This window comes from Cryobacterium sinapicolor, assembly GCF_004403465.1.
In the GTDB taxonomy this organism is placed as follows: Bacteria; Actinomycetota; Actinomycetes; order Actinomycetales; family Microbacteriaceae; genus Cryobacterium; species Cryobacterium sinapicolor.
The window spans coordinates 1-18,638 of sequence record NZ_SOGQ01000050.1 but is presented as its reverse complement, the minus strand read 5'-3'; the positions used below and the strand labels follow the sequence as shown (position 1 = coordinate 18,638).

General features: G+C 64.4%; 17 protein-coding genes and 4 pseudogenes. 8 read left to right on the top strand and 13 right to left on the bottom strand.

The genetic code is table 11. The features are described from left to right. The first annotated feature begins 166 nt into the window (after window positions 1-166). From E3T28_RS10025 to E3T28_RS10010, 3 genes are all read left to right on the top strand, one after another. The gene (locus E3T28_RS10025; protein ID WP_134430461.1) at window positions 167-2,389 is read left to right on the top strand and encodes a malate synthase G; all 2,223 of its coding nucleotides are present in this window, start codon (window positions 167-169) and stop codon (window positions 2,387-2,389) included. A gap of 57 nt (window positions 2,390-2,446) precedes the next feature. After that, window positions 2,447-2,851: a VOC family protein gene (locus tag E3T28_RS10020; RefSeq protein ID WP_134430458.1), complete on the top strand. Its 405-nt coding sequence runs from the start codon at window positions 2,447-2,449 to the stop codon at window positions 2,849-2,851. Window positions 2,852-3,119: 268 nt separating this feature from the next. Beyond that, window positions 3,120-4,739: an MFS transporter gene (locus tag E3T28_RS10010; protein WP_134430455.1), complete on the top strand. Its 1,620-nt coding sequence runs from the start codon at window positions 3,120-3,122 to the stop codon at window positions 4,737-4,739. 144 nt (window positions 4,740-4,883) lie between these two features. Here the strand turns inward: E3T28_RS10010 and E3T28_RS10005 are convergent, their stop codons facing one another. From E3T28_RS10005 to E3T28_RS09980, 8 genes and pseudogenes are all read right to left on the bottom strand, one after another. Beyond that, window positions 4,884-5,552, bottom strand: coding sequence for a GAP family protein (locus E3T28_RS10005; RefSeq protein WP_134430452.1), 669 nt, complete (start codon window positions 5,550-5,552; stop codon window positions 4,884-4,886). Further along, window positions 5,549-5,929: a hypothetical protein gene (locus E3T28_RS10000; RefSeq protein WP_241979280.1), complete on the bottom strand. Its 381-nt coding sequence runs from the start codon at window positions 5,927-5,929 to the stop codon at window positions 5,549-5,551. The genes E3T28_RS10005 and E3T28_RS10000 overlap by 4 nt, the downstream gene beginning before the upstream one ends. 15 nt (window positions 5,930-5,944) lie before the next feature. Next, a pseudogene (locus E3T28_RS17760) lies at window positions 5,945-6,082 on the bottom strand (TetR/AcrR family transcriptional regulator); the annotation flags it as partial. Window positions 6,083-6,474: 392 nt separating this feature from the next. After that, the gene (locus tag E3T28_RS09995) at window positions 6,475-7,122 is read right to left on the bottom strand and encodes a M23 family metallopeptidase (RefSeq protein WP_241979279.1); all 648 of its coding nucleotides are present in this window, start codon (window positions 7,120-7,122) and stop codon (window positions 6,475-6,477) included. A 414-nt stretch (window positions 7,123-7,536) separates the two neighbouring features. Then, window positions 7,537-8,001: a cytidine deaminase family protein gene (locus E3T28_RS09990; RefSeq protein ID WP_174776804.1), complete on the bottom strand. Its 465-nt coding sequence runs from the start codon at window positions 7,999-8,001 to the stop codon at window positions 7,537-7,539. Between the two features lie 164 nt (window positions 8,002-8,165). Next, entirely contained in the window at window positions 8,166-9,488 is a 1,323-nt protein-coding gene (locus E3T28_RS09985) for a wax ester/triacylglycerol synthase domain-containing protein (RefSeq protein ID WP_241979278.1), read from the bottom strand. A gap of 37 nt (window positions 9,489-9,525) precedes the next feature. After that, a pseudogene (locus tag E3T28_RS17755) lies at window positions 9,526-9,738 on the bottom strand (type II toxin-antitoxin system HipA family toxin); the annotation flags it as partial. Further along, window positions 9,731-10,063, bottom strand: a complete 333-nt coding sequence (locus tag E3T28_RS09980; RefSeq protein ID WP_241979277.1) for a helix-turn-helix transcriptional regulator — start codon at window positions 10,061-10,063, stop codon at window positions 9,731-9,733. The gene E3T28_RS09980 and the pseudogene E3T28_RS17755, both read right to left, overlap by 8 nt. Window positions 10,064-10,379: 316 nt before the next feature. Here E3T28_RS09980 and E3T28_RS09975 point away from each other — a divergent pair, with 316 nt between their 5' ends. Both E3T28_RS09975 and E3T28_RS17370 read left to right on the top strand, forming a co-directional pair. Continuing rightward, entirely contained in the window at window positions 10,380-11,210 is an 831-nt protein-coding gene (locus E3T28_RS09975) for a FecCD family ABC transporter permease (RefSeq protein ID WP_198417187.1), read from the top strand. Next, window positions 11,113-11,376, top strand: coding sequence for an ATP-binding protein (locus E3T28_RS17370; RefSeq protein WP_370260261.1), 264 nt, complete (start codon window positions 11,113-11,115; stop codon window positions 11,374-11,376). The genes E3T28_RS09975 and E3T28_RS17370 overlap by 98 nt, the downstream gene beginning before the upstream one ends. Before the next feature lie 143 nt (window positions 11,377-11,519). On the opposite strand, the gene E3T28_RS09965 is transcribed toward E3T28_RS17370, so the two are convergent. The 3 genes from E3T28_RS09965 to E3T28_RS09955 form a co-directional block, all read right to left on the bottom strand. Beyond that, a complete protein-coding gene (locus tag E3T28_RS09965; RefSeq protein WP_241979276.1) occupies window positions 11,520-12,149 on the bottom strand; it encodes a Pr6Pr family membrane protein in 630 nt (209 codons plus the stop codon). Between the two features lie 389 nt (window positions 12,150-12,538). Then, window positions 12,539-13,510: an agmatinase gene (gene speB, locus E3T28_RS09960; RefSeq protein ID WP_134430438.1), complete on the bottom strand. Its 972-nt coding sequence runs from the start codon at window positions 13,508-13,510 to the stop codon at window positions 12,539-12,541. Between the two features lie 59 nt (window positions 13,511-13,569). Beyond that, window positions 13,570-14,553: a DMT family transporter gene (locus tag E3T28_RS09955; RefSeq protein ID WP_134430435.1), complete on the bottom strand. Its 984-nt coding sequence runs from the start codon at window positions 14,551-14,553 to the stop codon at window positions 13,570-13,572. Between the two features lie 81 nt (window positions 14,554-14,634). Between E3T28_RS09955 and E3T28_RS09950 the strand changes: the two genes are divergently transcribed. After that, window positions 14,635-15,189: a CGNR zinc finger domain-containing protein gene (locus tag E3T28_RS09950; RefSeq protein ID WP_134430432.1), complete on the top strand. Its 555-nt coding sequence runs from the start codon at window positions 14,635-14,637 to the stop codon at window positions 15,187-15,189. Window positions 15,190-15,479: 290 nt separating this feature from the next. Here the strand turns inward: E3T28_RS09950 and E3T28_RS09945 are convergent. Continuing rightward, window positions 15,480-16,878 (bottom strand): annotated as a pseudogene (locus E3T28_RS09945) (IS3 family transposase). On the opposite strand from E3T28_RS09945, the pseudogene E3T28_RS09940 reads away from it, so the two are divergent. Both E3T28_RS09940 and E3T28_RS17365 read left to right on the top strand, forming a co-directional pair. Then, window positions 16,877-17,641: pseudogene (locus tag E3T28_RS09940) on the top strand (FGGY-family carbohydrate kinase); the annotation flags it as partial. The pseudogenes E3T28_RS09945 and E3T28_RS09940 overlap by 2 nt on opposite strands. Window positions 17,642-17,651: 10 nt before the next feature. After that, complete coding sequence (locus E3T28_RS17365; RefSeq protein ID WP_134430429.1) at window positions 17,652-17,867, top strand: integrase core domain-containing protein; 216 nt, start codon at window positions 17,652-17,654, stop codon at window positions 17,865-17,867. 337 nt (window positions 17,868-18,204) lie between these two features. On the opposite strand, the gene E3T28_RS17360 is transcribed toward E3T28_RS17365, so the two are convergent. Beyond that, a complete protein-coding gene (locus E3T28_RS17360) occupies window positions 18,205-18,423 on the bottom strand; it encodes a hypothetical protein (RefSeq protein ID WP_241979275.1) in 219 nt (72 codons plus the stop codon). Window positions 18,424-18,638: the final 215 nt, after the last annotated feature.

Sequence of the window (18,638 nt, the reverse complement as noted above, 5' to 3'; positions counted from 1 at the left end):
GAGACAGTGCGGTGAACTGAGGGTGAAGCGTCCGCCGGATAGATGAACACTATTGCACGCGGCCATCCCGGCGTGTACTCGTCATGGAGCTGTGGTGCCGGGTGAGAGACTGGCCAGACACAGTCGGCCGAGCGGGCGTCCCCGCGCCTGCCCAAGGAGTTCAACGATGAACACGCTTATCACAGCATCCGTCTTTGCGCCTGGCCCCGGCCGGTCCGCCCGCGTCGAGCGAGCGGGTCTCGATCTCGCCGCCTCGTTCGCCGCCTTCGTTGAGAACGAAGCGTTGCAGGGCACCGGCATTGCCGCGGACGCCTTCTGGCTGGGGCTGAGCACGCTGGTCAGTGACCTCACCCCCAGGAACACTGAGCTGCTCGGCCTCCGGGATGACCTGCAGGCCCAGATCGATGCCTTTCACCTGGATCGTCCCGGCCAGCCGGACCCGGTTGAGTACCGCGCGTTCCTGACCGAGATCGGGTATCTCAGGCCCGAACCCGGAGACTTCACGATCACCACCTCGAACGTCGATTCGGAGATCGCGTCGCAGGCTGGACCGCAGCTCGTCGTTCCGCTGCTCAACGCGCGGTTCGCTGTCAATGCGGCGAACGCCCGCTGGGGCTCGCTCTACGATGCGCTCTACGGCACCGATGCGATAGCGGATGACGACGGCGCGGCCCGCTCGGGCTCCTTCAACCCGGTGCGGGGCGCACGGGTGATCGCGCGCGGACGAGCCCTGCTCGACCAGGCCATCCCGCTTGAGAGGGGTTCGCACGCCGATGCCGTCGCCTACCGCGTCGAAAACGGTGCGCTGGTCGTGGTTCTGGGGGACGGAACATCCGCTGCTCTCGCTGAGCCCTCGGCGCTGGCCGGCTATGTGGGAGAGCCCTCGGAGCCGTCGTCGGTGCTCTTCCTCCACCACGGACTGCACCTCGACGTGATCATTGACCGGGCCGCACCCATCGGGGCCACGGACAGTGCGGGCATCCAGGACATCGTGCTCGAGTCCGCGGTGACAACGATCATGGACCTCGAAGACTCGGTTGCCGCAGTCGACGCCGACGACAAGGTGCTCGGCTACCGCAACTGGCGCGAGCTCATGCGCAGCACGCTGAGTGAGACCGTCAGGAAGGGCGCCGGCGCCTTCACGCGCACCATGAACCGCGACCGCGGCTACACGGCACCGGGCGGCGGCGCTTTGACGCTGCACGGCCGGAGCCTGCTGCTGGTTCGCAACGTCGGGCACCTGATGCAGACCGACACAGTTCGGGACGCGTCCGGTGCCGAGGTGTTCGAAGGGATTCTCGACGCGGTGATGACCGTGCTCGGTTCCTTCCCCGACCTTGTCGGCGAGGCCCGCGGTGGCAACTCACGCACCGGCTCGGTGTACATCGTCAAGCCGAAGATGCATGGCCCCGACGAGGTGGCCTTCGCAGTCGACCTGTTCGCCCGGGTGGAGCAGTTCCTCGGCCTGCCCCCACTCACCGTGAAGATGGGGATCATGGACGAAGAACGGCGCACGACGCTGAATCTCCGGGCCTGCATCGCCGTTGCCGCGGAGCGCATCGCGTTCATCAATACGGGGTTCCTCGATCGCACGGGCGACGAGATCCACACCTCCATGCACGCCGGGCCGGTGGACACCAAGAGCGCGATCCGTTCCATGCCCTTCATGGCGGCCTACGAGAATGCGAACGTCGACGCCGGCCTCGCGACGGGTTTCCCAGGCCGTGCCCAGATCGGCAAGGGCATGTGGGCCATGCCCGATCTCATGCATGACATGCTCGAGCAGAAGATCGCGCATCCCCGTTCCGGGGCGACCACCGCCTGGGTCCCGTCGCCCACAGCGGCGACGCTGCACGCCATCCACTATCACGAGGTCGACGTGGCCGCCCGTCAGCGAGAACTGACCGGGCGCACTCGCCAGGTGCTGGACCCGATTCTCGTCCTTCCACTCGCCGAGCGAGACCTCAGCGACGAGGAGCGCCTGACCGAGCTGAACAACAACGTTCAGTCGATCCTCGGCTATGTCGTTCGATGGGTCGATCAGGGAGTTGGGTGTTCCAAGGTTCCGGACATCCATGGCGTTGCACTCATGGAGGACCGGGCGACGCTGCGAATCTCCAGTCAGCTTCTCGCGAACTGGCTTACCCACGGTGTGATCAGCAGGACGGATGTCGACGCGAGCCTCGGGCGTCTGGCTGCGGTCGTCGATGCGCAGAATGCCGATGACCCGACCTACGAGGCACTGATCGGGTCGACCGGTCCCGGTCTCGCGTTCATGGCTGCACGCCGACTCATCCTTGAGGGTGCATCCTCACCCAACGGATACACCGAACCGATCCTGCACCAGGTGCGGAGGGCGAAGAAGCTTCAGGTGTCGGTGGATCGTTGAGAGCCGACCAGTGCTGGGATCTCATATCATCGGGAGAGCGTTCTATATGATGTGCGCATGACGGCGCCACAGATATATGTCACGTTCCCCGGCACAGCGCGTGAAGCACTCGGCTTCTATGCGGATGTTTTCGGTGGAGAGCTCCTCCTGCACACCTACGAGGATTTCGGTCGCAGCGACGGACCGCCACATGCCATAGCTCACGGGCTGCTCGAGGGCGTCGTCGTCCTGATGGGATCTGATGCGGCAGTAGGCGAGGGCAGCGTCCAGCTCGAAGGCGTGAGGCTTGCGTTGCTGGGCATCGCGGAACCCGACGTTCTCCGTGAGTGGTTCGACAAACTCTCTGTCGGCGGAACGGTCATTGACGACCTTTCATTAAAGCCTTGGGGGGCTTCGGATGGCCAGGTCATCGATCGTCATGGACTCCAGTGGCTGATCGGTTACGAGAATGGGCCGGAGTGACACACGGCCCCAGCGACGCAGCGACCTCCTCACCCACTGACGCCGCGGCGAGCCGGGCGTTGGCAAAACGCTGTGGAGAGTACGGCTGAAGACGACCTTCGGGAGAGCGTTCCAGGCGTCCGCGAACGCGGCACCGAGCTCGTCGTCGCGCATCGCCACCGAGCGATGAATTGTCCTCTCGGGCGATTCGCCCGAGCTCGCCGACTCGTGGCGCGCGCAATCGGTGCGGCCTACACTGCCCAGTGGTGAACCGAAGGCGAGGCTGGGTATGAAGAAGTGGTCAGTCGTCACGATTCTCGGCTGCGCCCAGTTCGTGATGGTCCTCGATGGCACAGTTATGAACGTGTCGATTTCTACCGTCGTCTCTGACCTCGACACCACGGTCGCCGCCATGCAGGCAGCCATCACCTTCTACACGTTGACGATGGCCGCGCTGATGCTGCTTGGCGCCAAGCTCGGAGATGTGTGGGGCCGCCGACGCGCCTTCGTGATCGGTTCCTGCGTCTACGCGTTCGGGTCGCTGATCACCTCGCTGAGCCCGAACATCCAGATGCTGTTCCTCGGCTGGTCGATCATCGAGGGGCTCGGCGCGGTGCTCGTCATCCCGGCCATCGCGGCGCTTATCGCCGACAACTACGAAGGCAGCGACCGCATCACCGCATTCGCCGTGATCGGGGCGATCTCAGGGGCAGCGGTTGCCGCGGGCCCCCTCATCGGCGGCTTCGTCACAACATACTTCAGCTGGCGCTATGTCTTCGTTGCCGAGGTGCTGATCATGGTCGGTGTCGTGATGCTCTCCCGTTACGTGACCGACACGACAGCGCGGCAGCACCTGCGCATGGACGTGCTGAGTGTGTTGCTTTCTGCGTCCGGCCTGGTGTGCGTGGTGTTCGGGATGCTGCAGAGCAAGACGTGGGGATGGATATCTCCCCTGCAGGTGCCCGAAATCGGCGGCGTGCCCATCGCTCCACTTGGCATCTCCCTCACAGCCTGGTTGATCTTGGTCGGAGGCGTCCTTCTCTACGCCTTTGTGCGTCGCCAGCAGCATCTCGCGGCAATGGGAAGGCCGCCGCTTCTGAACGTGGCGTTGTTCCGGATCGCGCAGCTGCGCAGCGGGCTGAGCGTGCTCGGTGCACAGTATGCGTTCACGGCAGGCCTGTTTTTCATGGTGCCCGTGTACCTGCAGATGACACTCGGCCTCGACGCCCTGCAGACAGGGCTCAAGGTTTTCCCGCTCTCTATCTCCCTTATCCTGTTCTCCATCGTCGGCACCCGGCTGTCGCGATTGTGGTCACCGCGCCGTACTGTTCGGTTGGGCCAAGTCATCCTCGTGCTCAGTTCCCTCCTTCTGCTCGGGTCGGTGTCGCTGGACCTCAGGAGCGTTGCCTTCGCCCTCGGAATGTTCAGCGCAGGGGCGGCCCTGGGCCTGCTCGCGTCGCAACTGGGCAACGTCAACATGTCGAGCGTTACGGAGAAAGAGACGAGCGAGGTCGGCGGGCTGCAGGGTGTGTTCCAGAATCTGGGGTCCTCACTGGGGACGGCCCTGATCGGGTCAGTGCTCATCGCGGCACTGTCGACGTCATTTGCGTCGGGAGTGGCAAGCAGTGGCCTCTCACCCAAGGTTCAATCGGCGGTGAACGAGGCGACGCAGGGAGGAGTGGCCATCGTGCCAGCCGCGAGCGTCGAGGGCATCGCCACAGAGACGGGTCTGACGACCGCTGAAGCGCAAACGCTCAGCCGCATCTACACCGAATCGCAGGTCGCCTCACTCCGCAGGGCCTTCTTCGCTCTGACCGTGATCTCCCTGCTCTCCCTGGTGTTCTCGCGCGGGATTCCGACGGAGGTCTCTGGGCGTCGTCGAAGCACGAGTGCGGCGACGCTACCGTGAGCGGGGCAGGTTCCCCATTCGGAGGTTTGGGCGGCGACCACGAAAACGTCGATCCCCAACCGCTCTCGCCGTCCTTCTTGATGGAGGTCGTGCCCCGCTGTGCAGCTACCGAATTGCCGTGCGCCTGACGCCGGGTGGTCGATGTTAGCCGAGAGCCCAGAAGGGCACGGTCCCGACGAAGAGACCAAGCGTCATAAGCGCGATCGCCGCTGCCGGTGACGCAGGGACGGCACCGGTTCCGAAACGGTTCGTGACGCGGGCCAGAAGCGCACGGGTTCGTTGGCGAGAGAGCAGTCCGACGACCAGAAGCACCAGGCAGGGTAAGCAATAGATGACGGTATACCCGGCGAGCACCAGGAGCGCTACACCGGTGCTGGCTTGGGCGTCGATGAGCCTTTCGATAGCGATGAAGTAAGGGAATGCGTTGGGCAGATCGGCGGCGGTGAGGAGTGCACCGAAAGGGAATGCAGTCCACGGGGTGAACCAGGCGGGCAGTTCGATGGGTTTGCGGGGTCGGGTTCGGAAGCGTCGAACGCCCGCGATAACCAGCGCGGCTCCCGCTGCGCCGAAGGCGACATAGCGCAGCGCGAGCACGATGCCGCCGACCGCGCCTGCGGCTGCGCTAGCACCGAGAAACAGTGCTGCGCCTGCCAGGAACACGGTTGTGGCCGCGCCGAAGATAGTCACCAGTGCCGTCAGTCCGGGCCTGCTGGGTGCAGCGAGCAGGATCAGTGTGACGGCGACGATGGTTGCCGGGTTGAAAGCGTCGAGGGCCGCTAGGCCGGCAATGGCGCCCAGTAGTGCTCCACTCATTGTCGTGACGCGCCTCCGGGTCGAGGAATCAGGGCGTCGATGAGGGTGTCGAGTTGTGCGGGGGTGGGGGCAGGCTCTATGCCGGCGATCACGTTGGCGGCGAGCCCGTCCCCGACGAGGCGGATCACCCTCGCGCGCGTTGCGTCACCCGTTTCCCTCTGAATCATCGCCTCCCACTGAGAGACGGCTTCCTGCGCGGCGGCGGCGACGTCATCACCCGGAGACTCGACCGCCCGGTGCGCGACGGCCAAAGCGCGAAACAGAGCCACGTCCTCACCGGTCGGCACGGAAAGCCTGAGCCAGGCTTCCGCCGCCCGGCCGTCCATCGACGCCGTAATCATCGCCGCGTCGAGCTCCTCCAACGCCTCGATGGCCAAGCCCTGAACAAGAGCCGCGCGCGAAGGAAAATGGTGGATCAGTCCGCCCTTTGACACCCCCGCGGCACTCGCGGTGCTGTTCAGCGACGGTACGACACCACGCTCGAGAGTGAGGTTTCGGGCGGCTGTGAGAATGAGTGATCGACGATCCATGCAATCATCCTATCCGAGAACCGACCGGTCGGTCTGGCTGGCGAGCGGCCGCGGCCCTTCTCGGGGTTGCGCCGCGAGGTAGACCGTGGGTCCGAGGGCCACGAGGCGGCTGGCGGCCTCGAATCCGACACCTGCGCCCTCGCCGAGCGTAAGACGATCGCGTCGGCTCTCGTCGGCAAGATCACCCTTGATTGCGACGTGCCCACCGTGCCCGGGAGCGACCTGCGCCTCGTCATCACACCGCAGAGCCGGGCTCAGCGGATGCCGGTACGCTCGACGTGCTCCGCGTCGCCGGACTGCAGACGTTCGCAACGGCGGCGCAGGCTCGCTAGTCATCGACCACCACTATCGGCCGTGATGACGTGCTCACCGGGAACGGGTCCGTGCGCAATTCAGGAGGCGGTGAAGGTCTCCCCGTTCCTCGGAAGCCAGTTGCCACCATCGACCTGAGGGCGCTCAAAGACGATTGGCCTGCCGCGCGCCGTCGGCCAGATAGTTGAGTCAGTGACTTGCACGTGTACGTGAGGCTGCGTGCTATTGCCCGAATTGCCGCATGCTCCAATAGGCTCGCCGACCTTGACCACTGATCCAATCTCCACCCTCACCGATCCGCGCTGGAGATGGGCGATGAGCACGAAAGGCCCGGTCGGCTCCAGCGCGATGACCACGTGATTCCCCGCAATCGAGCGCACGCCCTCTCGAACCCGGCGAGCTTGGGACAGCGCGTACGGAATCAGCGCCACTTGCGAGCGGCGGGCTTCGTGATCACGCTCGCCGTCGATCGTGGCAACGACAATGCCCGATACCGGTGCCAGGATCGGTGCGCCGAATCCGACAAAGACCCCCGGGGATTCCGTTGCCAACACCGAGCGCCAACCGCGTTTCGCTGAATGACCGAGTTCGTCTACGGCGAGGAAGTCGATCGCGAATGTCGTGCCGTACAGATGAGTTCCATGGCTGGGAACACGGTTAGCCGGGCTGTTCTCTGCTGTCCACCGACCACGGAATGGCAAGCGAAGCACAAGTGAAGCGGTGTTCAACGGACAAGACCCTCCGACCACGTCAGCAGTCGGACGGACCGCCCGAGCGACACGCCCATTGTAACGATAGGCATGAGTCCACTGAGCCCGACCGGACCGGACCGGACCGGGCTGAGGCTGGGACCTGGCCGATAATGCGGGCTCCGTCCGTGAAGACAGCGAAGACGGGGCGGTCGTCTTTGACGCCCTCACGGTGAAGGCCGTCCAAGCCGGGGATTCGGCGCGCCTGATTATCAAGATCGGCGGGGAGACACAGGCTGCCATCGCGCTCTCGTGGAGATCTAAAAGGCAGGAGTAATCGGTGGAGGTGGCCTGCCGCATGGTGATCTGCATACGAAATGCTTGCACAGCGGCGCGATCCGCCGCGGTAGGCACACAAGGACGCACGAGGAGCTCATTCAATCCCGCTCGACGTCAGCGAAAGCGCTCCCCGTCGAACTGTTGAGTGCCGCCTTCCATGGTCCATGCTGCGGCAAACGGCAGCAGGGTCTCAATGGTGGCGACGCGAACGCCCTCGGCGGTTGGAAGAAGCACCCTGATGCCTGGGTAGTAATCGAAAAGGACCTGTCTGTCACGCCCGCATGGGCCGACAACACCGCGTCCGTGATTGCCAACAGCGACGATTGTCGTGATTTCTCGCCCGCCCTGTGCACGCGCCGCGCCAAGTGCAACCAGCTCGGCGCACGGACCGCCGGTGAAGTGGAACAGATTCACCCCAGCGAACATACGGCCGTCGGCGTCTCGAACTGCCGCGCCCATAGTCTGTGCACCATCTTCGTCGGCCCCGGCATCCGTGTTCGCGTCGATGACCTCCCTTGCGAGCTCAACGAGCTCAAGGTCTTGGGCCGTCGGCACTGTGAGTTCAGCGTTTGGGAGCATGAGGGTAATCCTACGGATCGAACCGGATCCAACTCTTGGCCTGCCTGCCCGCAAGCCGGAGGATCGGCGAAGCAAACGGATCGGGGCGGGCCGCAGGCCGCCGCGAAGAGTGCTTGCCAGCCGGATTCCCAGGGCGTGAGGGCTGACCGAACCAGCTCGCTGCGTCAGCCCGGGGCGAGGGCATCGAGCTCGGCTGTGAGGGCGCGGCGGAGGGTCGGGAGGTCGGGGCAGGCCTCCGGATCGGCGGTAATCGTGACGCGGAGGGTGCCCGCGTAGGAGAGCACGGCGAACGAGATCGTGACATTGCCGGTCGGGACGGTGAGGGGCACGAGGTCGGTGACGGGGCACCCGAAGAGCGTGATCGGAGTCTGCGGGCCGCGCAGGTTGGTCGCGAACGTGTGAATGAGACGCTGCCAGTCGATGAACCACTGGAACAGGCCGAGCTGGGCGAGCAACCGGAAGAACGGGCCGAGCAGCGCTGTCGAGGCACCGGGCGGGGACGTCTTGACGGTGCGGGTGACCCCCGCGACCACGGCGAGTCGGTCGAACGGGTCGCCTGAGCCGGGCAGGGCGAGTGGGACCGCGCCGCTCTGGTTTCCCAGGTCCCCCGCGTTTGTGCGGGTTCGAGCGGAGAACGGGACGGAAATGACGATGGTGCCGGGACCGCGGTCGGGGTCGCCGGTACCGCCGGTGCCAAATTCGCCGGGAGGTGCGGGCTGTCCGGGGACCTCACCGCGAGAGATAAGTAGGCGATTTAGAGCGCCGGCGATGGCCGTGAGCACTACATCGTTTACGGTGGCGTCGTGGGCGCGGGCCGCTGCGTGTACCCGGGCGAGGTCCAGGCGGATGCTCGCAAACCGACGCCGGGTGCCTGTGTGCCGGTTGAGCGAGCTCGGCTTCACGTGCACGCGCACTGCGGTGCGGAGCACGGCGGCTGCCCCGGCGAGGCGACGCAGGTCGGTGGGTAGTCGACGCAGCGAACGGATGCGTTCGGCACGGGCATCGGCTACGAGGGCGGCTGAAGAGGGCGCCGGCCGAGGGAAGATCGGGCGAGCGGACCCGCCGCCACTCCCTCCGCCGGGCCTCTCACGGGGTGCTGTTGAACCGGCTGGGTCCGGCCCGTCGACGAGGTTTGCGAGCACGGCGAGTCCACCGATCCCGTCGGCGAGCACATGGTGGAACACAATGATGAGAGCCGACACCGAGGCGGCATCCCCAGCACCAGAACTGGAAGTATCCCTGACCTCCTCCCCGGCATGGGCCTTCGCCTCGGTCACGAGCGTCGCTGACCAGAGCGGCCGGTCGAAGGGCAGTCGCGTGCCGATTATCCTCGCGGCGACCTCGAGGACCGCAGGCTCTCCTCCCGGGGAGGGGCATGGTTCCGCCTTGACGTAGGTCGTCGCGAACACCGAGCGTGTAGTCCAGTTCACCGAAACTGCGTTCAGCGACACCGCCTTGGGTAGCACGGTGACGTTCGGATCGTTCAATGAGTTTGCGTCCCCAGCGGTCGGGAGCGCAGTCCGTGAACACCCCGAATAGGCGACGCCCGTCCGCAGTGTTGAAGGACCCGGATGAGAGCGGCAGTCCCGGATCGAGGGAGTACGCGTCTGGTCTGGCCAGATAATCGATGTCGTAGGTGAACGTGGCGCTCTCTGAGTTGCGTCGACGATGCGCGTAGACCGTGCCTGCGCGGACGTCGACATCGCTTATTTGCACCCAGACTTCAGCGTCAGACATCGGCCTGTTTCTTCGGCAGGCTCTGACGCACACGCTGCGGGAGAACTTCCTCCGAGCGCCGCCGGCCGATGTCGCTGCGATAAGGGTCGGCGCTTTCAACGACGGTGTCCATGATTCCCAGTGCCCGGAAGACACGCAGCGCGGTCTCGAGGCTGACGCCTCCCTGCCCCGATTCAAGCTTGTGGAGGGTGGCCCGGCTCATACCGGCACGGTCCGCGACCTGCGCAGCAGTCAACCCGAGAAGTTTGCGCCATGTCTGAACGTCTGTACCAAGTTCACGCAGAGCACGCCGGACCGGGATGGGTGTTGTTCGTTTCTCGACCACTAGATCTCCTCCCTTAAGCTCATTATTATATACACTAAACCCAATAAAGCATTTGATACTACACATTATTTCGGTTTGCTGTTCTTCTGCGGGTCGCGATGCATTGGCCGATGTGTGCAGTGTGAACGGCTGTGGCGGGCAGACTCCAGCCCCCTCTCCGGGCGGCGAGGTTCACGCATGCCCGAAAGCCGCAGGAATGTCGAGTGCGACCCAAACTCACGAGGCTCGCCCGCTGACCCGTGGGTGGTGATGCGTTCGTACTTCTTATTGAGAATCATTATGATTAAGGAATGATGCCGCCGACCGCTACGACCCGATGACCCGCCCCCTACTCGCCCCGCAGGCGGTACCTGTCACGGTTCTGCGCCGAAAAGGCGGACTGTGGTCGCAGGGCCTCTGTGTGATGCTCGGCGGGTTGCTCATTTTGACCGTTCTTGTCTCGAGCAGCGCTGGACCGGTGCAGGTGTCGGCGGCAGACTCTCTGCGCATTATCGTCGGGCACCTGGTGCCCGGGATGCCGTGGATGGTCGACGGGTCCGTCACGGTGTTGCAGGACCAGGCGGTGTGGCAATTCCGGTTGCCTCGAGTTCTGATTCTCTCCGGAGTGGCTCTGGGCTCGCTGTTCAGCGCGGTCACGAGTTACCTCACCATCACGACCGATGCCCAAAACGTGTTCAGTGTGTTGTTCTTCTTACTTGGCAGCGTCTCGGCAGTGACCATGAATCAGCTCGCCGCCCCGGCGGTGGTGCTGGTCGCCGTACTCCTACTTGCCCTCCTGCAGGGCCGCGCGCTCAACGCTTTGCTGATGGGCGATGAAGCCGCGACCTCGCTCGGTGTCTCTGTGCAGCGTCTGCGCGGAGGGTTGCTGGTGGCCACGGCACTTCTGACCGGGACCATCCTGTCCGTTGCCGGCGGCATCGGTTTCGTCGGTCTCGTCATCCCTCACGTCTGCCGGATTCTCGTGGGCAGCGACCACCGTCGGATGCTGCCGGCCGCGGTACTCGCCGGCGGCTGCGATAGATCAGGCATGCCGCAGGCTCCGGTTCCTCATGATCCGGGCGGTGGTCGAGGAGTCGACCACCGCAGGGCAGAAGGAGCCACTCAACTCCCAACGGTATCTCGCCGAGCTCCTCGTAGCGGAATGTGACGCCCGAGACCGACGCTCTTCGGTGCGGCGGGTAAAGGCCGCTGGCTTCCCGCGGGATACGTTGTTGGGGGACTTCGACTTCAACTTTCACCGAAAGAGAAGAGAGCAACAGCATCGGGAACGCATCCAACGGATCCTTCCCCGGATGGACGAAGACCTTCTTTGACCGAGGCTCTGCGACGCGATCGTCGACCGACCCACCTTCAACGGCACGATTATCGAAACCGGAACCGACTCGCACCGCCTCGCCCACGCCCGCGCTCAACTATGGAGATGACAGTTGGGCCGATGGGGGACCGGCTTCGTTGTTTAGGCCATTGCCTTGGCGGGCGCAAGTTTCACACGCTGCATTCGACTGAGACCCCACACGACCGCGGCGGTGACGACGGTCAGCACTGCAATACCAATCACGTAGGCAAACACGGATCCGTATCCAGTGTCAGAATTTAAGAAGGGGTAGGGAACCCACCCATCGGTGGCTCCCCGAATGAGTACGACAACCACCCAAACCATCGGATAGATCAACGAAACCCAAAGGCGCTTCCATGCCAGCGGCGGGCGGTCAGCGAAAAGGATCCAGTCGAGCACGGCATAGATCGGGAGGATGATATGAACGACGTTGTTCGCCCACTCGAGGGCAACGCCGCCCTCTTGGCCAGCCAAGAGCACGTTGTAAATGGCGCCGACGAGGATCATGTATGCCGTCGCGCAGCCGCGGGTGAGGGGGAGCAGGTCTGATTGCTTCTTCCCGCGCAGCACGCCGACTCCCGTGATTGCCATCACTACGAGCCAGATGATGTTGCTCTGCATGGTGAAGAACCCGAAGAAGTTGAACGGGTTGATCGTCGCCCTAGTAGCGGTGTCAGCCAGAGTGGCGATGATGGCCACGACCCCAAGCGTGACGGCCGCGAGACGCACTATAGCGATGAGCTTGGTCAACGGTGCTCTCAGTTCTTCAGAGGACTCGCGGTGAGGGAATCCCCGCCACAACATGAGGCTAAAGCTAGCGCATGCGCGAGTGGCTGTTGCCCGCATGGCCAAGGCAGTCCCGCACGACCCACTACAGGGGTGTCACGACCGGGTCCTTTATAGACCGCCCGGGTCCGAATTTGACATATCCAAACCTCATTCAATTCCGCTCAACGTCCGCGAAAACACTCCTCATCGAACTGCTGAGTGCCGCCCTTCATGGTCCACGCTGCGGCAAACGGCATTAGGGTCTTAAGGGTCGCGACGCGAACTGCTTGCGGAGGGTGCTACCCGGACAGCCCAGAATCCGTCTTGTGGGATCTTTCTTCAAATTTCCTCACGCTCCCACGGCCCACTCGCTACAGGCCGTAGTGCTCCTTGTCATAGGCCATGAGTGAGAGGACTTCCCAGGCGGTGTGAGCCGCCACTAGTCCCGTCAAAGCCGCGTGGTCATAGGCTGGCGCCACCTCCACGATGTCGGCGCCCACGATCCCGATGCCGGTCAGCCCGCGAAGGGTGGTGAACAGCTCCCGGGTGGTGAGTCCGGCGACTTCCGGTGTGCCGGTGGCCGGCGCATGCGCTGGGTCGAGCACGTCGATGTCGATGGAGATGTAGACCGGCCCACCCTCGATTCGATTGCGGATGCGCTCGACGATTTTTGCCGCGCCGTGCGTCTCGTAGTCGTCAGCGCGGATGATCTGGAACCCCAGTACTCCGTCGGCTTCAAGTTCGGTCTTGTCGTAGACACCACCGCGGAGTCCGACGTGGACGCATCGTTGAGAATCCAGGAGGCCTTCCTCGGCGGCACGTCGGAACGGTGACCCGTGCCAAATCGGGGCGCCGAAATATGTGTCCCAGGTGTCCAGGTGGGCATCGAAGTGAATGACGCCGAGTGGTCCGTTCTTCTTGGCAACTGCTCGAAGTAGGGGGAGAGCGATAGTGTGGTCACCGCCGAGCGTGACCAGCCGGATCCCTTGCTCTGCGTATCCGCTGGCCGCTTTCTCAATCGAGGCGACCGCCGCCTCAATGCTGTATGGGGTGACTCCGAGGTCGCCGGCGTCAACGACCTGGTTCACCCTGAACGGATACACGTCGTGAGTCTGGTGATAGGGGTGAAGCTGCCGGGATGCTTCGCGAATGTGATTCGGACCGAAGCGCGCACCGGGCCGAAAACTGGTGCCGGCGTCGAACGGGATGCCCAGGACTGCCACGTCGGCTTGCGGAACGTCTTCGATCCGCGGAAGCAGGGCGAATGTCGCGAGGCCCGCGTAGCGCGGGTAATCAAGGATATCGCGCTGGCCGATAGGCGTGCTCTTCGTTGAGTCAGGCATGGGGACGACGTTATCAAAATAGGGCAGGGGCGTCGGCCGCATGACGAACGTCGAACGGATCAGCGGGTCTCGAGAACGTGTGCTCCGAACGCTGGTGACTCCAGCTTCTCGAGGGAGGTGGCGGGGAATTCGTCCGTAGAGCCCGCGGCGCGAACGGCCGCGATACCGCCCAGGATCAAGGCGCCGCCAAGGAGTTGCAGGGGCGTGAGCTGTTCGCCGAGCAGGAGCCAGGCGAACAGAGCCGCGAAGACGACCTCGAGCAGGGACACGAAGGAGGCCAGCCGCGACCCGAGGGCCTCGGCCGCGGTGATGCCGGCGACATAGGCGATCGCGGTGCTGACCACCGCTACGATTCCCAACGGCACCCACCACGGCAGTTCGACACCCGCGAGCGGCAGGTCGCCGAACGTTGCGGTGAGCGGCAGAAGGCCGGCGACACCGAGCAGACCCAGGACCAGGCCGCCCAGCACGAGACCCGAGGCCGCGAACGCGACCGGCGATAGCCCGTCGCTGGGACGGGCCGCCACGACGAAGTAGGTCGCGCAGCCGATCATGGCGCAGAACGCGAACATCAGGCCGACCGGGTCGACGGCGCGAACGGCCCCCGGGCCGATCACGAGCAGCAGGCCGCCGACGGCGAAAACCGAGCCGATCAGAACCAGGGCGCGCGGGACGCGCCGGGTCGTCGCCCACGCGACGCCGACCAAGAGCAGCGGCGCGAGAAGTTCAATCAGCAGTGCCGTGGCGACGGGAATGGTCTGGATCGCGGCGAAGTAAAAAACCTGGGTGATGACGACGCCGACGATGGCCATCACGATCACCCGCCAACGCGCCCGCCACAGGGCGGGCCAGCGTCCGCGCAGCGAGACGAGGGCGACCGGCAGCAGAACGAGCCCGCCGATAGCCACCCGGGCGGTCACGGCCGCGGTCGGGGACCAGCCCGACTCGAGGAGCGGCTTGATGAACGCGCCGGAGGTGCCGAACGAGACGGACCCGAGGACCGCTACTGCCAGGCCGGCTGACGTTGAGGAGATCTTCACCATGACTGCTCCTCCAGCGTTCAGTGTTGCGGTCTACAATTGTTAATGACCATAACGATACGCCAGGTCCTGTTAGGAGTCAACATGCAGTTTGCCCATGACACCGAGGAGGCGCTGGAGTTCGCCGCTGAGCTCGGAAATACCGACCCGGCGGCCTCCCGAAGCGGCACCGACGAGATCGCGACGCTCGAGCAACTGGCCGATTTCCTTGCGGGGTATCCCTTTTCCGGCCGCATCGACGGGGACGAGTACGAGCGGCGGGATGTGCTGAGCGCCCGCGATCAGGTGCGGCTCGTCTGGAGCCTCGAACGGGACGCTGCAGTGGTCCAGGTCAATAAGATGCTGGCCGACGCGCACGCCCTGCCGTATCTCGCCCGGCACGACGGGTCCGACTGGCACCTGCACGCGACGACGTCCGACGCTCCGCTCGGTGAACGGATGCGCGTGGAGGCCGCGCTTGCCCTGACGGACGTCATCCGAATGGATGAGATGCAGCGGCTGCGGATCTGTGGGGCGGATGACTGCGCCGGCCTCATCCTGGATCTCTCCCGCAACGGGTCCAAACGATTCTGCAGCGCCCGGTGCGGCAGCCGCATGAACATGATCGCCTTCCGCAAGCGGAAGGGCGGGCAGAGCTGAGCCAGGATTCCGTCGAGACGGAAAGGCAGCATCCGGGTCACGAGGTCGGGTCGTGGAGATGCCGTCGCTGGGTCCGGGAGGACCTCGCCCTGGTTCGGAAGTGGCGATCGTTGTTGGACGATCGGGAACGGCATTCAAACACCTTCGCTGACCTCGACACAGGCAACACTCGTCGTCACTCCGTGGCTGGAACCAGAGGTTTTTGCGCGGGCAAAACGGTTCTTCATGCCTGCCTCTTGGTTGGCATGGCAGCTGCGGAATTTGTCAAGGTGAATGAGGCCAGCGTGAGTTCAAGCGGCTAGTTTTGGCTCGTCTTCTTGAGCTTCGGCGGGCTTGTTGATCCAGGCCGCGTCGGGGGCGGCGAGGATCTTCGGGTCGCAGCTGGTGCTGAAGCGCTCGGGGTGCCGGGCGCGTGCTGCGGCGAGGGTCGCGGCCCGTTCGGCGGCCTTGCCGGCGGCGAGGCCGTAGTGGACGTCGGCAGGGGTGTTGAGCCCGATCCCGGTGTGCCGGTGGTTGTGGTTGTAACCCTCGACGAAGGTATTCATGAAGCGTCGGGTATCGCCGAGGCTGCCGAAGCGTTCAGGGAACACCGGGGCGAACTTGAGCGTCTTGAACCACGACTCCGAGTAGGGGTTGTCGTTGCTGACCCGGGGTCGGGAGTGCGACTTCGTGACCTCGAGATCCGAGAGCAGTGCGGCGACGGTCTTGCTCGTCATCGACGTGCCCCGGTCGGCGTGGACGACCTGCGGGGTGCCATGGATGGAGAAGGTCTCTCTCATCATCTCCGCGGCGAGGACGGCGGACTCGGCCGGATGGACCTTCACGCCGACGATATAGCGGGAGTAGATATCGATCATCACGAAGCAGTCGAAGTACTTGCCCTTGATCGGGCGGGCAGTTTGGTGATGTCCCACGTATAGACCTGGCCGGGGCCGGTGGCGACCAGTTCCTAGATCGCCCTGGCCGGGTGGCGGGCCAATCGGCGGCGTTCCCTGACCTGCTTGTTCTCGCCCAACACCCGGTAGATCGTTGAGATCGACGCCAAATACACACCCTCGTCGGGCAGCTGCGCGTAGATCTGGATCGGCGGCAAGTCCACGAACCGGGCCGAGTTCACCACCGCCAGGATCCGGGCCCGTTCGAGGACGTCGAGGCGGTGCGCCGGCACCGATACCGGCCGGGTGACCCTGGTGCGAGCCGTCCGGGTCGCGGTCGCCCGCGGTAACCCGACCAGGGCGGCGGCCGTCCGAGTCGGTACACCGCGGGTGGTGAGGTCGCGGTAGGTGGTCATCACGGTTTCGTGTGCGGTGTTTCGTCCCGCGAGCTCTTCGAAAGATTTTCGAGTAGCTCGTGCATTTTTGACATGATCTCCAACGCCACCCCCGTCGTTTCCAACCGCCGTTCCGTCACCTCCAGTTGGCGGCGGAGGCGGGCGATCTCGGCCTGTTCGGGCGTGAGCCGGCCGATCTTCTCCCCGGGTTTCTTGCCCTGCAGTACCCCGGCGTCGCGCAGTTTTCGCCACTCCGTGATCTGCGAGGAATAGATACCCTGCTCCCGCAAATACGCGCCGCCCCCGTTGCGGGAGATGGCGTCCTCGTAGGCGGCGAGGTGGTCAAGTTTCTGCTTCGGGGTGAACGAACGCCAGGGCGTGGGGCCGCCCGCGCGGGGGCCGGGACTGCTGTTGTTCATGGAACTATCGTCGCGCACGGCGATCAACGAGGGGCTGGACATAGTGGGACTTCCTGATTCTCGCCCTACGTCAAACGGCGGACTTGCTCTGAGCTACTGGCCTCAACTCACCCTGACACGTAGGGCACTGACCGGAAGCTACGTGCTCGACCATGAGTCAGCCAGTCAGTGCACGCCGTTGTACGACACTGTGGAAAACAAATGGTACAAACCGTGGGCGGATCTCATCGCTCCAGAACTCGAACTGCCGGACCTTGTTTGGGCGGACGACGTGGTTGGGCCAGTGACGGCAGAGGCGGCGGCGGTGACAGGTCTGCCACGAGGCATCCCCGTCATCGCCGGCTCGATTGATGCTTGGACTGAAGCGGTGAGCGTCGGCGCCCAGAAGCCTGGTGATCTCATGCTCATGTACGGCACCACAATGTTCCTGATCAGCACTCTCAGCGAACGGATCAGTGTTCCGGGACTCTGGGGAACAGTCGGCGTCTTCAAGGGAACGCGGAACCTTGCAGGAGGGATGGCAACGTCGGGCGCAATAACGGGGTTGCTGCGAGACTTGTTTGGAGCGCCGGACTACCCCGTGCTTGTTAGGGAAGCAGCGGTTTCCGGACCAGGCGCCCACGGTCTGCTCATGCTGCCGTACTTCGCCGGTGAACGAACCCCCATCATGGACCCAGACGCCCGAGGGGTCTTCGCTGGCCTCACGCTGTCACACACGCGTGGCGATATATATAGATCCGCACTCGAGGCCACAGCCTTTGAAGTGCGTCACAATGTTGAGGCAATTCAGAGCGCGGGCGCAGTCGTCGAAAGAGTTCTACTACCGCCGGGTTTGGCCCACCCGAGCCCGCGCGATCCAAGGCGTCGCGGACTGGATCGAGGACCGCTACAACCGCCGCCGCCGGCACTCCTCGATCGGGCACGTCACCCCAGTGGACTTCGAGATGCAATACTCGTCACAGGCCGCAGAGATCCAACTCGCCGCTTAACCCGTGTCCACTCTCCGGGGTCAAGGCCACGCCGGCGTCGACGGTTCGGGTCCTCTGCGGCGGGTCGCACAGATGGCCGGATTGCGAGTAGCGCTTGATGGTAGCGCCAGTCCATGCAGGTGGTCCATGCAGGTGATAGCACGGTTCTGACGAGGTGGTAGCGGCCCGCGCTTCGTGCCTGGGCCGCTGAGCATCACTCCCAGTAGCCGTCCTGGGCGCGGGCTTGGTCGTTGCGGTGCCGGCGCATATCGATCTGGCCAAGGTTGATGATCCGGGCGTTGTTGGCGAAGCGGTTCACGATCGAGTCCGCCGCGACCCGGTCGGGCAGCTCGGCAACTCAGCGCGCCGGACCGGTCTGCGAGGCGATCATCGTCGGCAGCCGGTGTTCGCAGATCGCGAGGATTGCGAACAGGTCGCTGGCGGCGTCGCTGTCGACGCCGACGGTGAGGAAGTCATCGATGATGAGCAAATCGATGTTGGAGAGCTCGTTCAACAGCTTCTGGTGGGCAATGCTGTCGCCGCGGGCGATGACGAGGCGGCGGGCGAGGTCGTCCATCCGGAAGTAAGAACCGAATGTTCGCTCTGGCAAGCGCCGATGGCCAGCGCGCAGGCAAGGTAGGTTTTCCCGCCGTCGGTGCGCGAGATTATGAGCTGGCGAATTCTGGCGGATGCCGCATTGGACTGGGTCGTGTCGTCGACGCGCTTAGATGAGTACGATCTCGAGCGGCGTGCGCGAACAGGGCATCCGCTCGGCGTTTCGATACCCGTCAC

What these genes read in the sequence shown, in the direction of transcription:
- E3T28_RS10010 (WP_134430455.1), top strand. Translation starts at nt 3,120, where the DNA reads ATGAAGAAGTGGTCAGTCGTCACGATTCTCGGCTGCGCCCAGTTCGTG.
- speB (WP_134430438.1), bottom strand. Translation starts at nt 13,510, where the DNA reads ATGCCTGACTCAACGAAGAGCACGCCTATCGGCCAGCGCGATATCCTT.
- E3T28_RS10025 (WP_134430461.1), top strand. Translation starts at nt 167, where the DNA reads ATGAACACGCTTATCACAGCATCCGTCTTTGCGCCTGGCCCCGGCCGG.
- E3T28_RS09950 (WP_134430432.1), top strand. Translation starts at nt 14,635, where the DNA reads ATGCAGTTTGCCCATGACACCGAGGAGGCGCTGGAGTTCGCCGCTGAG.
- E3T28_RS09975 (WP_198417187.1), top strand. Translation starts at nt 10,380, where the DNA reads ATGACCCGCCCCCTACTCGCCCCGCAGGCGGTACCTGTCACGGTTCTG.
- E3T28_RS17360 (WP_241979275.1), bottom strand. Translation starts at nt 18,423, where the DNA reads ATGGACGACCTCGCCCGCCGCCTCGTCATCGCCCGCGGCGACAGCATT.
- E3T28_RS09990 (WP_174776804.1), bottom strand. Translation starts at nt 8,001, where the DNA reads ATGCTCCCAAACGCTGAACTCACAGTGCCGACGGCCCAAGACCTTGAG.
- E3T28_RS17365 (WP_134430429.1), top strand. Translation starts at nt 17,652, where the DNA reads ATGTTGAGGCAATTCAGAGCGCGGGCGCAGTCGTCGAAAGAGTTCTAC.
- E3T28_RS09955 (WP_134430435.1), bottom strand. Translation starts at nt 14,553, where the DNA reads ATGGTGAAGATCTCCTCAACGTCAGCCGGCCTGGCAGTAGCGGTCCTC.
- E3T28_RS17370 (WP_370260261.1), top strand. Translation starts at nt 11,113, where the DNA reads ATGATCCGGGCGGTGGTCGAGGAGTCGACCACCGCAGGGCAGAAGGAG.
- E3T28_RS10005 (WP_134430452.1), bottom strand. Translation starts at nt 5,552, where the DNA reads ATGAGTGGAGCACTACTGGGCGCCATTGCCGGCCTAGCGGCCCTCGAC.
- E3T28_RS10020 (WP_134430458.1), top strand. Translation starts at nt 2,447, where the DNA reads ATGACGGCGCCACAGATATATGTCACGTTCCCCGGCACAGCGCGTGAA.